Source organism: Vibrio breoganii (genome assembly GCF_024346795.1).
In the GTDB taxonomy this organism is placed as follows: Bacteria; Pseudomonadota; Gammaproteobacteria; order Enterobacterales; family Vibrionaceae; genus Vibrio; species Vibrio breoganii.
Map to the genome: position 1 here is coordinate 1,073,418 of NZ_AP024864.1, position 15,150 is coordinate 1,088,567.

General features: G+C 46.0%; 13 protein-coding genes. 8 read left to right on the plus strand and 5 right to left on the minus strand.

Features of this window, described 5'->3' with window-relative positions; all coding sequences use genetic code 11:
- Positions 1-302 precede the first annotated feature (302 nt).
- The 3 genes from purR to elyC form a co-directional block, all read right to left on the minus strand.
- A complete protein-coding gene (purR, locus tag OCU35_RS05095) occupies positions 303-1,319 on the minus strand; it encodes an HTH-type transcriptional repressor PurR (protein ID WP_017027661.1) in 1,017 nt (338 codons plus the stop codon).
- A gap of 151 nt (positions 1,320-1,470) precedes the next feature.
- Positions 1,471-2,118 carry a molecular chaperone TorD gene (gene torD / locus OCU35_RS05100; RefSeq protein WP_261825765.1) on the minus strand — a complete coding sequence of 216 codons (648 nt, stop codon included), beginning with the start codon at positions 2,116-2,118 and terminating at the stop codon, positions 1,471-1,473.
- Between the two features lie 88 nt (positions 2,119-2,206).
- Entirely contained in the window at positions 2,207-2,974 is a 768-nt protein-coding gene (gene elyC / locus OCU35_RS05105) for an envelope biogenesis factor ElyC (protein ID WP_017030405.1), read from the minus strand.
- A gap of 179 nt (positions 2,975-3,153) precedes the next feature.
- On the opposite strand from elyC, the gene cmoM reads away from it, so the two are divergent.
- The 6 genes from cmoM to OCU35_RS05135 all read left to right on the plus strand — a co-directional run bounded on the left by cmoM (position 3,154) and on the right by OCU35_RS05135 (position 11,872).
- Entirely contained in the window at positions 3,154-3,939 is a 786-nt protein-coding gene (gene cmoM / locus OCU35_RS05110; protein WP_198588993.1) for a tRNA uridine 5-oxyacetic acid(34) methyltransferase CmoM, read from the plus strand.
- Between the two features lie 8 nt (positions 3,940-3,947).
- Positions 3,948-5,300, plus strand: a complete 1,353-nt coding sequence (gene mukF / locus OCU35_RS05115; protein ID WP_261825766.1) for a chromosome partition protein MukF — start codon at positions 3,948-3,950, stop codon at positions 5,298-5,300.
- Positions 5,281-5,973 carry a chromosome partition protein MukE gene (mukE, locus tag OCU35_RS05120; protein WP_261825767.1) on the plus strand — a complete coding sequence of 231 codons (693 nt, stop codon included), beginning with the start codon at positions 5,281-5,283 and terminating at the stop codon, positions 5,971-5,973. Before mukF ends, mukE begins: the two co-directional genes overlap by 20 nt.
- Positions 5,970-10,424, plus strand: a complete 4,455-nt coding sequence (mukB, locus tag OCU35_RS05125) for a chromosome partition protein MukB (protein ID WP_261825768.1) — start codon at positions 5,970-5,972, stop codon at positions 10,422-10,424. The genes mukE and mukB overlap by 4 nt, the downstream gene beginning before the upstream one ends.
- Positions 10,425-10,539: 115 nt before the next feature.
- Positions 10,540-10,728 carry a hypothetical protein gene (locus OCU35_RS05130; protein ID WP_261825769.1) on the plus strand — a complete coding sequence of 63 codons (189 nt, stop codon included), beginning with the start codon at positions 10,540-10,542 and terminating at the stop codon, positions 10,726-10,728.
- Positions 10,729-10,837: 109 nt separating this feature from the next.
- A complete protein-coding gene (locus OCU35_RS05135) occupies positions 10,838-11,872 on the plus strand; it encodes an IS110 family RNA-guided transposase (protein ID WP_261825648.1) in 1,035 nt (344 codons plus the stop codon).
- A gap of 261 nt (positions 11,873-12,133) precedes the next feature.
- Here the strand turns inward: OCU35_RS05135 and OCU35_RS05140 are convergent, their stop codons facing one another.
- Both OCU35_RS05140 and OCU35_RS05145 read right to left on the minus strand, forming a co-directional pair.
- The gene (locus tag OCU35_RS05140) at positions 12,134-12,967 is read right to left on the minus strand and encodes an NAD-dependent epimerase/dehydratase family protein (RefSeq protein ID WP_261825770.1); all 834 of its coding nucleotides are present in this window, start codon (positions 12,965-12,967) and stop codon (positions 12,134-12,136) included.
- A gap of 2 nt (positions 12,968-12,969) precedes the next feature.
- Entirely contained in the window at positions 12,970-13,203 is a 234-nt protein-coding gene (locus OCU35_RS05145) for a TIGR02647 family protein (RefSeq protein WP_017027653.1), read from the minus strand.
- A gap of 530 nt (positions 13,204-13,733) precedes the next feature.
- Here OCU35_RS05145 and torE point away from each other — a divergent pair.
- Positions 13,734-13,910 (plus strand): trimethylamine N-oxide reductase system protein TorE, encoded by a 177-nt coding sequence (gene torE, locus OCU35_RS05150; RefSeq protein WP_017027652.1) that lies wholly within the window; start codon positions 13,734-13,736, stop codon positions 13,908-13,910.
- Between the two features lie 42 nt (positions 13,911-13,952).
- A complete protein-coding gene (gene torC, locus OCU35_RS05155; RefSeq protein ID WP_026026095.1) occupies positions 13,953-15,137 on the plus strand; it encodes a pentaheme c-type cytochrome TorC in 1,185 nt (394 codons plus the stop codon).
- Positions 15,138-15,150: the final 13 nt, after the last annotated feature.

Genomic DNA, 15,150 nt, shown 5'->3' on the forward strand with positions numbered 1-15,150 from the left:
GAAGCTCTCGAGGGTGACGTGTTTTGGGGCTTTGGTGTGTTCTGTAGGGTGGGCTTTGGGCGAGCAGTTTAATACTGAGCTGACTCAAATTACAGAGTAAAAATACAACCTCAAACCCCGCTCGTCGTTCCCGAATGCTTTTATCGGGAACCTGAAGAGTTCCGGAGGTAGTAGACTCTCGATAGAAGCACTCGAGGGTGACGGGTTTGGAAGTTCAAGGATGACTTTTGTTATTGGTAAGGATTTAACTTAGCAAACAAAAACGGCAGCCCTAGGGCTGCCGTTCTTAAATATTCTACAACTTATCCAGCATTAAGATTACGCACACTCGCGCGTTCAATCAGCTCTGGGTGCATTTCAAAGACACGGCGGTCGTGATCTTTATCCTTGATACGCTCAAGAAGGATCTCAAATGCAGTCTTGCCCACACGACGCTTAGGTTGGTGAACCGTAGTCAGTGGAGGTGCAAAGTAGGCTGCAAGGTCGATATTGTCGTAGCCAATGATCGAAATATCTTCAGGAACCAATAGACCATGCTGTCTTAGGCGACTGATCAAGCCTAGTGCCATGATGTCGTTAAAACAGAACACAGCAGTAGGGCGCTGCTCTTCTGGAATAGCAAACAGCTTGTCGGCAGTTTCAACGGCTGTATCACACTCGAAGTTGCCTTCGAAAATACGTTTCTCGTCAAAATCGATGTTCGCTTCTTTTAGAGCACGCTTATAACCGGAAATACGCTCGATGCACGCCAGTTTCTCAGCTTGACCTGTCAGACAAGCAATTCGCTTATGACCATTTTCGACAAGGTATTTAGTTGCTAGATAGCCACCTTCTTCTGAGTTATCGATGATCTTATCTGCAGAAGATGATTCTGGGCCCCAGTCCATAACTACTTTCGGAATACCAGGGTGAGAATCTAGCATGCCACGCAGCTCTTCAGTCAGGTCTGAACACATAACCAAAATACCGTCGACACGCTTCTCTGCAAGCATGCGGATGTAGTCACGCTGCTTCTCATATAACCCACCAGTGTTACATAGGATAAGGGTATAGCCTTGGCGGTAACAGTAGCTTTCTACGCCGTCGACCACTTCTGCAAAGAATGGGTTCGTCGACTGAGTTACCAACATGCCAATGGTGCGAGTGGTGTTACATTTAAGACTACGAGCTACAGCACTTGGTGCATAGTTAAGCTCTTTTACTGCGTCCATTACACGTTCTTGCGTTGCTTCTGCAACAAAACGAGTTTTGTTAATCACGTGGGAAACAGTGGTAGTGGACACACCAGCTAGCTTTGCGACGTCTTTAATGGTTGCCATGCTATACCTTGTAAAGAAAACCGAGGGTTATTGAAAATGGAATGTTAGGAAGAGGTTAGCACTCTTGGCCTATACTGCAAACGATTGCGCCGGGCAGTCTAGCCATAAATGCAAGTGCTGACAATGCATTTATGGCCATAATGTGAATCTATTACTCATTGCCCAGATAGCGGCAATCTAATTCACAGAAGTTAACGAGCAATTCGGCGACGGAAGAATAAAAACCAAACTCATCATATTGAGTGCAGTTTTCAGAAAATTGCGGTATCCAAGAAAGGATATGCTCTTCTATTAACGCCTTTTGTTCAGCTAGTGCTTGCTCAAGGTGAGACTCTTGCTCTAGCTCATTGGAGCGAATAATTAGGTTACCAAGGAAGTCCAATTCTAAGGCGAGATGATCGGCAGGTTCGTTGAAGTTCTTATCCACTTCAATGCCTTTATCCAGCATTAGCTGCGCCATAGCTTGAGCAGGCTTGCCATTGAGCAGTTTACTGTCATCCAGATAGATAGAGGCGTAAGGCAGTGCAGCATACTTATCTGACGTTAAGAATAAGTCACAAAAATCTGCAGCGAGTTCCAGCTGAGCATCTTCTCTATCTTGAAGGCGGTTGAGCGCGTCAACAACGCGTTCTACAGACTTAACCAGTTCTTCATTTTCGGCCAGCCCACCTAGAAATCCACGTACTTCAGCAGATTGATAGGCCTTCAAGTCTTCTTCTGTCAGTTCTTTAGAGAACAGGCTTGAAAACCACCAGTAGATTTCAGCGCGTTGTTCGTTGAACTGTTTTAGTTCTTGCATAGATAAATCCGTTTCTTTGACACAAATGAAAAGGCTATCTGTATAGATAGCCTTATCGTGTTAAATAGTAACTTAAATTATGAATCAGTTAGTTGGAGCTGACAAGATCTCGTATCTTCTGCCACCAAATTCCCATGGTTTCATGCCAATAGCGCTCAGTTTGCTCGAGATAACGAGCCTGAGGCGTGTATTTGACCCAGGCTTGATTGATATTCGACTGTGCCAAGTAATTAGTAGGTGCAGGCAACGGCTCAAGACCGGCGCTATGGAACTCTCCTAAGGCTCGGTGCATGTGGCTAGCCGAAGTCACAAGGGCTAGGCTCTTTTGACCCACAAATCCTGCGGCTTGCCTTGCTTCTTCCCAGGTATCTTGAGCGGTCTCTAATAGAATGATGTCAGATTTTGCTACGCCCAATGCTAAAGCGACCGTTGCCATCATGCGCGCTTGGCTCATTTCTGAGCCTCCGTCGTAGCCAGACAAAATAAGTTTTGCGCCAGGGTACATACGCAAAATACGAATGCCTTCGCTCAGGCGCATCAACGCCGTTCGGCTTAACTCTGAAGTGGGCGGAATCTCAGCGTCAACCACATGCCCACTGCCAAGGACCATGACATAATCTAGGCTCTCTGATGGTGGTAAAAAGGCGGTGTATTTTCGTTCTAAAGGCTTAAGAAGAGAGGTTGAGACTGGCTGGAATGAAATAGTAAAGATCGATATCAGTGAGATAAAGATGAAAATACAACCAGCTTTATGCCTTCGGGTAAACATAACGAGTGCCAATCCTACGAAGCCAACCAGTAACATTGCAGGCAGTGGCATAAGAAAAGCAGTGATGATTTTTTTCAGTTCAAACATGTTGGGATAAACCAATTCCTAGGTTAGGTGGGGCAAAAAATGTGTCACGGGAATAAATGCCCCGCATTTGGTCGTTTTTTTAGTCGATCGAAGAGTCAAATCAACGACAGCGCTTTATTCTTGACGTCCTTGTGACACAATACGAAACACTCTTAAATAACATCATACCTTAATTAAAAGTGACACAAGATCGTAATTTCGACGATATTGCCCACAAATTTGCCGAAAATATTTATGGCTCGGACAAAGGCAATATACGTCAGACTATCGTCTGGGAAGATTTGCAGCAAATCATAACCCAGATTGGTGGCGACTCGAAACCTCTTACCGTACTTGATGCGGGCGGTGGGTTAGCTCAAATGTCACAAAAGTTGGCGCAGCAAGGCCACAACATTATTTTGTGTGATGTGTCTAACGAAATGCTTTCGTTAGCTAAGCAAGATATTGCGCAAAAGGGCTTGCTAGAGCAGTATCAGTTTATTCATGCGCCGGTTCAAGAGTTGGATCAACATCTCGAACAGCCAGTGGATTTAATACTGTTTCATGCGGTAATGGAATGGCTAGCAGATCCTAAACAAGCGCTTCAAAAATTAATGAGTCATGTAGCCCCAGGCGGCATGGCTTCGATTATGTTTTATAACCACCACGGATTGGTGATGAAAAACGTAATTTGCGGCAACATACCTCATGTATTGCAGGGAATGCCCCATCGTAAACGGTTTAAGTTGCAACCTCAGAAAGGGTTGTTACCAGAAGACGTATACCAATGGCTACAAGAGTGCGATTTGCGCATTTGTGGTAAATCTGGGATCCGATCTTTTCATGACTATATTGGATTTACTCAGTATGTGGGTGATTACAGTCAAGAAGATCTGATGCAACTTGAACAGCAATTATGCAGAACTGAACCCTACCTTTCATTAGGAAGATACATTCATGTATGGGTTCAGAAGGAACAACAGTAGGGAACTGGATGAGTCAACTCTCCCAAGAAGGGCAACAAAGCGACCAAGTCACAGTAGATGAGTTGGTCGGGTGGGTTAAACAACACGATTTCTCCCTTAATCTAAGTAGTGAGCACTTGAGCTTTTTGGTCGGTATCGCCCTGTTAAGTCAAGAACGTTTTGATGAAGAGCTGGGTGAAGGCGAACTGCACGATGCATTTGCCATTGTTCAGCGCGAATTTAATGGCACTGAAAGCTCAGGCAACGCAGCATTCAAGGCCAATAACGCGATCAACAGCTTGGTGGCACAACGACTACTCAGTCGATTTACCAGCGAAGGACAAGAAGGCAGCAGTATCTATCGTCTGTCTCCTTTGGCCGTGGGTATTTCTGAGTATTACTTGAGGCATCGCCAATTTTCTAAGCTTAAGTTATCCATTCAGCTGACATTAGCCGGTAAAGAGCTCACAAATGCCGTCACCATTGCAGAAGAGGAGCCGAGCTCTGAAGGCTGGCGCCGAGACATCTATGGCACGCTTAAGTTTTCGGTAGCTGAAATCTTTGATCAGATTGACCTTAACCAAAGGGTTATGGATGAAGAGCAAGGCCAAGTAAAAACGCAAATAGCCGAGCTGTTGAATCAAGATTGGCGCGAGGCCATCAGTCAATGTGAGAACTTGCTATCGGCAACCTCAAATACCTTAACCGAGCTGCAATCATCCTTGCAGGCTGCCGGCGATGAGCTGCAGTCTCAGCTATTGACCTTGCAACAAATCGTATATGGCAATGAAGAGCTGGACTATATCGATGCGGTATTGTTTAGCTTGCAGGTCAAACTCGACCGAATTATTAGTTGGGGTCAGCAATCCATCGACCTATGGATTGGGTATGACCGCCACGTACATAAATTTATTCGTACCGCTATCGATATGGATAAAAACCGCGCCTTTAGCCAACGACTTCGCCAGTCTATTCAAGACTTTGGAACGAACGCATGGCTGCTGACCTTTGCGGATGCTGAGCGTTTACGAGACCTAAGAGATGAATCTATGGTGCTCAAGAACGATGAAGCGTTAGGCGAATTGCCGCCAGAGGTGGAGTACCAAGAGATGCTACAGGTAACCAATGAGTTAGCTGAGCAGGTTAAAGGTATGCTGAAAAATCATAAAAACCAGGGAGCGAGAATCGACCTCGGTGAGGTACTGCGCAACTATCTTGCCACTCACCCACAAGCGAGCCATTTTGATTTGGCCCGAATGGTAGTCGACCAAGCCGTACGCTTGGGTTACTCAGAACAAGACTACGCGGCCATTCAGCCAGATTGGCAGTCGATTAACGAATATGGTGCAAAGGTACAAGCAAATGTCATCAACAAATTCTGATATGTATATGCCAGAGAACCTGGTACGAGCGATTGCAAATCCGCTGTTTCCTATATTGGATAGCCTGCTTCGCTCTGGTCGTCACATTACTCAAGACGATATGGATAACCACGCGCTTTTGTGCGACTTCGAAACGGATCTGATGCTGTTCTATCAACGCTACAACACAGAACTGGTGCGCGCCCCAGAAGGCTTTTTCTACTTGCGTCCTCGCTCAACAACATTGATTAACCGCAGCGTGCTATCTGAATTGGATATGCTGGTGGGCAAGGTGTTGTGTTTCTTATACCTAAGTCCTGAGCGCTTGGCTCAAGAAGGCATCTTTAGCAACCAAGAGATGTTCGAAGAACTGCTGTCTATTGCCGATCACAAGACACTCATGAAGTTTGTGACCAACAAGGCAACAGGTACCGATCTGGATAAAGAAAAGCTGTACGACAAGGTTCGTACGTCACTGCGTCGTTTGAAGCGTCTTGGGATGCTTCTGCCGATTGGCGAGGGTGATAAATTCCGCATCAGTGAAGCGGTATTCCGCTTTGGCGCTGATGTTCGTGTTGGTGACGATGTTCAGCAAGCACAAATGCGTTTAATTAGAGATGGTGAGGCCGTACCTTCAGAAGAAGTACAGCAAGGAACCCTGCTAGATGAGTCTGAGAGTGAGGAACAAGCATGATTGAAAGAGGAAAATATCAATCACTGACGATGGTGAACTGGAACGGCTTCTTTGCGCGTACCTTTGACATCGATGGTCTTGTGACCACACTTTCTGGCGGTAACGGTGCGGGTAAGTCCACCACTATGGCGGCGTTTATTACCACCTTGATCCCAGATCAAAGCCTGCTGCACTTTAGAAACACCACGGAAGCGGGCAGCTCGCAAGCCTCTCGAGACAAAGGCTTATACGGTAAGTTGCAGCCGGGTGTGTGTTACTCCGCTCTAGAGGTAGTCAACTCACGTAATCAGCGCCTGGTATTTGCAGTTAAGTTGCAGCAGATAGCGGGCCGTGACAAGAAAGTGGATATCAAGCCATTTGTGATTCAAGGACTGCCAAGCTCAATTAAAGCAGCACAGCTGTTTATCGAGACAGTCAATGAGACTCAGGCGAAGGTGTGTCAGTTAAATGAGGTGAAAGAGCGTGTCGCTCAAATAGAGGGTGCTCAGTTTAAGGCCTTCAACTCTATTACTGACTACCATGCGCAGATGTTTGATTTTGGCGTTGTGCCAAAGAAACTGCGTAACTCAAGTGATCGCTCAAAGTTCTATCGCCTAATTGAAGCATCGCTATACGGTGGTATCTCAAGCACCATTACCCGTTCTTTGCGTGACTACTTATTGCCACAAAATGGCGGCGTTAAGAAAGCATTCCAAGATATGGAATCGGCGCTGCGTGAAAACCGCATCACCCTTGAAGCGATCAAAAACACTCAAGCGGATCGTGACCTGTTTAAGCATCTACTCACTGAGTCGACCAACTATGTGGCAGCAGATTACATGCGCCATGCCAATCAGCGTCGTTCAAAGCTAGAAGCCACTTTAGGTTTACGCTCGGAACTGTTTAGCAATCGTCAGCAGATCATTGATAACAATGTGCTACTGAATAGCACTCAACAGCAACTTGAGGCAGTGCTAGAAGAGCACTCAGCATTAGAGCAAGACCATCAGTCGGCTATTGATTACCTGCAACTGGTTCAAAACGCCCTTCAGCAACAGCAAAAAATAGCGCGTTATGAAGAAGATTTGATTGAGCTTAGTGAGCGTCTTGAAGAGCAAATCATGGTCGTGGAAGAGGCTCAAGAAGCCCTTATCACCGCCGAAGAGCAAAGCGAACTGACAGAGCAAGAGGTGGATAGCCTTAAGTCTCAACTTGCTGATTATCAACAAGCCCTTGATGTTCAGCAGACACGCGCATTGCAATATCAACAAGCCATAAAAGCTCTTGAAGAAACACGCACGCTTTGTGATTTAGACATTGAGTCTGTTGAACAGATCCCTGCATTAATTGCCGAGCTAACGGCGCAGCAGCAAGCACAAACGCAGCAGATCCTATCGCTAAAACATAAGCTAGATATTAATTCAGCGGGCGTTGAGCAGTTCAATAAAGCCTTTGAATTGGTTAAACGTCTTGATGCCAACTGTGGGCGCAGTGACGCTGCCAGTTTTGCGAAGAATGCATTAGCAAAAGCGGTGAGCGCGAATAATGATGTGCAGCAGCTTTCTCACTGGCAGTCACAAAAGCAAGATTTGACCAAAGCCGTTGCGAAGCAGCAAGCCGCTCGCGCATTGGTGAGTGAATATCAGCAGCAATTTGCCACCTTGCTGGTTGATGAAGCCGACCTTGAAGTGGAATACGAGCGCCAATCTGGGGCTATTGAGACCTCAGAGATGAGCATTGAATCGGGTCGTGAAAACCTGATAGAGATGCGCCGTAACGAACAGCAAATCAATTCTGAGATCCAACGCTTTGAATCCATAGCGCCTCGCTGGATCAAGGCGAGCGATGCGCTTACTCAGCTAAGTGACCAAACCGATGCTGAGCTGAACAGTGCACAGTCTGTGATGGCGTCAATGCAGTCAGTATTGGAATCTGAGAAAGCCTTACTATCAAGTAAGGATGCGCTGGCGATTCGCCGCACTCAAGTTGAGAAAGAGATTGAAGCATTAGGCGCACCAGGCGGTGCCAATGACGCTCGCCTTAAGGCTCTAGCCGACAGCGTAGGCGGTGTGCTTCTTTCTGAAATCTATGACGACATCACCCTAGAAGATGCTCCGTACTTTAGCGCCATGTATGGTCCGGCTCGTCACGCTATCGTGGTGTCGGACATGAGCGGTGTGAAAGAGCGTCTAGTGGAGTTTGATGACTGCCCTGATGACGTGTATATCCTAGAGGGTGATGTCGATGCCTTCGATGATAGTCAGTTTGAGGTGGAAGAGTTTGAAGGTGCAGTGTGTGTTCAAGTGAGCGAACAGCAGCTGCGTTTCTCACGCTTCCCTAAAGTGCCTCTGTTTGGCCGAGCGGCACGTGAATCTCGTTTAGAGACACTTCGTGAAGAGCGCGACCAATTAATCGAAGACTATGCGAAAGCCTCTTTTGATGCGCAAAAAGCACAGCGTCTGTACCAAGCGTACAATGACTTTGTGGCACACCACGCTCAAGTGGCATTCGAGGACGATCCAGAGCAAAGCATTAGTACATTGCGTAGCCAGCGCAGTGCTCTAATCGAAAAACTATCAGCGCTGCAATCTGCAGAAGCGGAGCACAAAGCGGCATTAGCGAAAGCGAAGAAGGCGTTGTCAGCGCTGGATAAGATTGCGCCGTCTCTGCACTTGCTTGAAGACGAGTCTTTGAGCGAGCGTTTAGAAGAAGTTGAGCAAAAACTAGAACTATTGTCTGAGAGCAAGCGCTACCTAGACCAGTTCGGTCAGACGCTACAAAAGCTTGAGCCGATTGCTAGTTCGCTTGAGGCGGATCCAGAGCAGTTTGATGCTATTCAGGCGGAATATGAAGCTCTAGATCAAGCACTACAGCTCAACAAGCAAAAGACCTTTGCATTATCGAATGTATTGGGGCGCAAAGCGCACTTTGCCTATGCTGACTCGGTGAAGCTTCTTGATAAAAGCAGTGAGCTAAGCGAGCAGCTGAAGCTGAAGCTTGCGACTGCAGAGCAAGAGAAAGATCGCGCTCGTGAAGGCTTCAAACAAGCTCAGCAACAGTTCCAGCAGTACAATCAGCTGCTGGCAACACTGAAAAGTTCGCACCAGGCGAAATCGGAAACCGTTCAAGAGTTCCGCCAAGAGTTGACGGATGCGGGCATTACGCTCGATGAGGGTATCCTAGAGCGTGCACAAACGCGCAAAGAAAGCCTACATCAACGCATTGAAACCTCTCGCATCGCTCAAGCGCAGATGCAAAAAACACTGACAGCCACTGAGATGGAGCTTCGTACTTCTACCAAAGCGCTTAAGAAGCAACAGAAAGAGTACTCAGAGCTACGTACCTTTGTTGTCACGGCAAAAGCTGGCTGGTGTTCAGTGCTTAAGCTTGCAAGAGAACATGATGTAGAACGCAGACTGCACAAACGTGAACTGGCGTATCTTTCGGAGGGCGAGCTTCGCTCTATGTCGGATAAGTCTTTGGGTGCGCTTCGCTTGGCTGTCGCCAATGAAGATGATTTGCGTGATTCACTGCGTGCATCGGAAGATACGGCTTACCCTGAGCGCAAGGTGCTGTTCTACATCGCGGTCTACCAATACCTAAGAGAGCGTATTCGTCAGGACATCATCCACACTGATGATCCTGTAGAAGCGATCGAAGAGATGGAGGTAGAGCTTGCCCGTCTGACTGAAGAGCTGAATCAGCGTGAGAACCGCTTGGCAATTAGCTCAGAGTCGGTATCGAGCATTATCAAGAAAACCATACAGCGTGAGCAAAACCGTATTCGTATCTTGAACCAAGGCTTGTCCAACATTCACTTTGGCCAGGTTAAGGGTGTGCGATTGAATGTGCAGATCCGTGAGAGTCATCAAATCTTGTTGGATAGCTTGGCTTGTCCAGACAAGACGCATCAGCAATTGTTTGATAACTCAAGACTGACCTTCTCCGAAGCCATGGCTAAGTTATTCCAACGTGTGAATCCTCATATCGACATGGGACAACGCTCGCCGCAGGTGATGGGTGAAGAACTATTGGATTACCGTAACTACCTAGAAATGGGTGTTGAGGTAAACCGTGGTTCAGAGGGTTGGCTACAGGCCGAGTCTGGCGCACTGTCTACTGGTGAGGCGATCGGTACTGGTCAATCTATCTTGTTGATGGTGGTTCAGAGTTGGGAAGAAGAATCACGCCGCTTACGCAGTAAGGATATTGTTCCTTGTCGCCTGCTGTTCTTGGATGAGGCAGCCCGTCTTGATGCAAAATCCATTGCGACCCTGTTTGAGCTGTGTGATCGCTTGAATATGCAATTGTTGATTGCCGCTCCTGAAAACATCAGTCCTGAGAAGGGTACGACCTATAAGCTAGTGCGTAAGGTCTTCAAAGACCACGAGCATGTGCATGTGGTTGGCCTGCGTGGCTTTGGTCAGCAATCTGTGGGTTCTGAGCCTATTGATGAGGCTGAGGTGGTTTAGCTATTGCGGAGAGTGTGCGTTATAAGATCCTGGATAAGTTCTGCGAACTTTCCAGGATGACGCTAGTTTAAGTGGATACACACTGCCTAACAACCGTCATACTGGAAGCCACAAAGTGGCTATCCAGCATCTTAGAGGCAACCCATCTGAGCAAAGCGCAACAACCCGTCATACTGGAAGCCACACTGTGGCTATCCAGTACCTTAGAGACAATCCATCTGAGCAAAGCGCAAAACCCGTCATACTGGAAACCACAAAGTGGCTATCCAGTACCTTAGAAACAACTCATCTCAGCAAAGCGTAAAAACTCGTCATACTGGAAACCACAACGTGGTTATCCAGATGTATGGACTCCCTCTCCTTGAGGAGCTACGGTCTTAATCCGACTAAAGATTAGCCAAAGGAGTCCATACATGACTAATCCTAATCTATTAGCTATTGATTTAGCAAAGAATGTATTCCAAGTTTGCAAACTCTGCCCTAACGGAAAAGTCATTTATAACCGCGAAGTCAGTCGAGCAAAACTCAAAGAAATTCTGATAAATGAAAAACAAGCCCTCGTGGCTATGGAAGCCTGTGGCAGTGCACACTACTGGGCTCGATTCGCAATTAGCGCAGGCCACATTGTAAAAGTCATCAATGCCAGAGCAGTAAAAGCTTTTCAAACCAAGCAAAAGACAGATAGGAATGATGCTTTAGCTATTGGTGTTGCAGCACAGCAAGAGCACATCCATGGTACTCATATTCACTCAACTGAGGAGCAGGCACTTCAATCGTTAGAGCGTATGCGACACTTGGCTAAGGTTCAATTAGTCGCACAAAGTAACCAGATGCGAGGAGTATTAGCTGAGTTCGGAATTATTCTACCGCAAGGCCTATCTAAGTTAAGAAAGGAAATCCCTTTCATCCTGGAAGATGCTGATAACTCTTTACCTGATAGTTTTAGAACCGCGCTACACAAGTCATGGTCACATTTATTGGGCCAAATTGAACACTTGCAAGAACTAGATAGGCAGCTCGAGTCTTTGGTTAAGTCGCATCATATTTGCAAAAAGCTGATGAAGCTAGAAGGGGTCGGGCCCTTAGGGGCGCTAGGGTTAGCGTTACGATTAGGGCGAGGTGAAAACTTTTCTAATGGCCGAGAAGCATCCGCTAATATAGGGCTAACACCTAAACAGAACAGTTCCGGCGGGAAAGAACGTATTGGACATATATCTAGGTACAGTGCGGATAAGCGACTTCGTTCAGTTTTATTTCAAGGAGCGCTTTCCGTTATCACTCATGTATTAAACCGTCCAGCGACAACAAACAAAGAACAGTGGTTACAAGCACTTGTCGAACGACGAGGAAAAAAGATCGCTGCAATTGCTTTAGCGAACAAAACCGTTCGAACCGCTTATGCTTTATTAAAGAATGATTCGGACTATCAGCCAATTAAATTGGCATGATAGACCGAGCATAGTCAACGAAGAGCGATGTAAGACAGGTAAGACCGACCAGTATGAGCTAGATAAGATTCGAGGCAGTAAACTTGCCGATATCGAGAAATAGCCTATTGGTGCGACTACATTTTAGGGCGAGGTAGCTCCTCAATAAAGCCCGTATATAAGTGCGCATCTATACTTGTTTTCCAAATTCTTTGTTGATTTACCGAGGGAGTCCATATAAGTATCTTAGAAAATGCCCAGCCTAATAGATCTTCAAATCACCTACAGTAAATCCAACGTATGCTGATACTGGTACTGATACCCAAGACCTACCGATTTAGAGCTATCAATTCGCTTATCCGGCGTATCCACAACTTCAGGTAAGGTAATATCAAGCTCCTTTGATTCAATGGCGGCCTGATAAAACTGCGCTTTATCACAGGTATTGGGCGTGGAGGCATTAATGATGTCATGCCCAATATGATTCATCGCAAACTCAACCACACTAACCGCATCCACCAGATGCAGCATGTTTGCAGGAGCATGGCGACTCACTGAACGTAATCGCGTGGCAAAGCGTGAGGGATGGCGAATCTCATCAACTAATCCACTGCAACGGATCACCACATGATCCATTTCACTGTCTATGACTCTTTGCTCGGCTTGCAACAGGGCGAGGCTTTTGTCGGAAAAATCATTATCACCAAGGGCTAACTCTAGGCTCGCATCTTCCTCTTTCATATCTTTCGATAGAGAAGGGTAAACCGCGGTAGAGCTAATCATGATGACTTTGCGGGCGCCACCTTGTTTTGCTGCTTCACAGATTTGCTGCCAGTTATTGGCATAACTGTCCCAATCGGGAGTTGCACTGCGCCTAAAACCAGGGGTAATACACCCAATAACCACCTCTATTTTCAATTGCTCAATGAGTGATGCTAGGGATTGTATGGAGGGTAGGGGAAGTTGTAATTGGTGAGCAGATAAACCGAGTTCAAGGCTTTCTTCTGTGCTTTCATGACTCGAATTTGTCACGTGAACGGCGTGATTTGAGGCGCTAAGTTGTTTGGCTAATGGGCGGCCAAGCCAACCTGCGCCTATAATTAAGACTGCAGTCATATTTAGTGACTAAGTGCTCTCAATACTTTTTCGGCGTGCTCTGCGATTTCGATGCCTTCATCCGTTAGATAACCACCATCATTTAGAGTGCATAAACCCTTATCGAAAAGTCTTTTGACTGCCAGTTGCACATGTTCTTCTGCGTCGCTGTGTACTTTGATACCGGTTGCAGCACTGCTTAAATCGAATTGAAGAAGTAGATTTAGTTCATCGGTCAATAGTTGGTTGAATTTCATGCTTATTCCTTTTTGATACTTTCTTCCACAGTAGGACTGGAACAGCAGTGAATCAACAACAAACAGTAAAAAACGTTATCTATATCCTACGCCCGCTCAATTGTTCATCACTAAAGGGGCTTCTGAAGGAAATTTAAAAGATTTGTCATTGTCGCGTAAAAAAAGTCAAATTTAACATTGACTCTCTGTCAGCCCAGACCGGACAAGACTTTACACTTTTTATCCACAATTATTGTGGATAACCGCTCTAGAAATCAAAAAAGAGCGATGTGCAAAAAAAGCATCAAACAGCAGAGTAAAGTAAATTAAATTAGTTATTTACATTTACTTTCAATTTAAGTTGCGTCAAATTGCGCGCTTTAAAAATTTGATTATTGATCCTGTTGCTTATTCAAGCTGTGAATAACTCTTGTTGATAGGAAATATCAATCGCAACAACTGGATAGATCAAGGATATGGTCTAAATTTTTAGTATTGGCTCGCCACGGCATTGCTGTGGTGAATGAATAACAACAATCAAGGCAATGTGTATGAGTGATATGAATAATATCCAAGAAGAAGAGAAAAGTTCACTTGAGTGGAAAGCCTTTCTTTTCATCGCAGTCGTTCTGTTCCCGGTTCTAAGTGTGGTGTTAGTAGGCGGGTACGGTTTTGTGGTCTGGATGCTTCAAGTTTTTGTATGGGGCCCACCTGGCATTCATGGTTAAGCAAGATGCAACTAAGAAAACTGATTTAAGAGCGAGAGTAAGATGAAGTCACTAATCGTTAAACTATGGAAAACGATGGGGCGCCCTGCTAAACACATAAGTTTAGGCGTACTCACCCTAGGCGGCTTTTTGGCCGGGGTTATCTTTTGGGGCGGATTTAATACCGCACTAGAAGCCACCAACACAGAGGAGTTTTGTATAAGCTGTCACACCATGCGTGATAACGTATACGAAGAGCTTCAAACAACGGTTCACTGGAAAAACCATTCGGGAGTTCGTGCAACCTGCCCAGATTGTCACGTTCCTCACGAGTGGACCGCTAAGATAGCGCGTAAGATACAAGCGTCTAAAGAAGTGTATGCGCAGATCTTTGGGGACTTAGATACCCCAGAAAAATTTGAAGCGCGTCGCTTTGAACTGGCTCGTCATGAGTGGGACCGTTTTTCAGCCAACAAGTCTTTGGAATGTAAAAACTGTCACAACTACGAATCAATGGATTACGAGTTGATGTCTCCAACGGCTCGAATTCAAATGAAGCAAGCGGCTGAGCGAGACCAAAGCTGTTTGGATTGTCACAAAGGTATTGCTCACAAACTGCCTGAAAATATGGATACCTCAGGTGGTATGGTCGGTGAGCTAGAACAGATTGCACATTCAACCTCTTACTCTAAAGACTCCTCTTATGTGTCTGTTCGTCACCTTCCTTTATACGAAGACAAAGACCTTTCTGTTGAAGCCGGTCTATTGAACCCAGCGTCGCAAATTAAGGTTCTTCAAGTCACTGACAAAGCGCTACAAGTTGAAATTAGTGGCTGGCGTAAAGACAAAGGCTTTGGGCGAGTGATTCAAGAAGACTTTGGTATGAATATCGCGGTGGGCTCTCTACTTAAAGAAGCGGCACAAAGCGATGCTATCGTGCAAAGCTTTGAAGAGAAAGAAGATGAGCTAACCGGTTTGCCATGGAGCCGAGTTATCGCAACAGTTTGGATGAAACCAGAAGCACTAATAGAAAGTTACGATCCAATTTGGGAGCGTGCGGGTGAGTCATATACCGTAAACTGCTCAACCTGTCATACACAGCCTGCACCCGCACACTTCAGTGCCAATGCATGGCCGGGCATGTTCAATGGTATGTCAGCATTCGTAAACCTAGATACTGATAGTGAAGCCTTGGTATTGAAATACCTACAGAAACATTCATCTGACTTCTCAGATGAGCATCACTAATTCTGGACGGAGA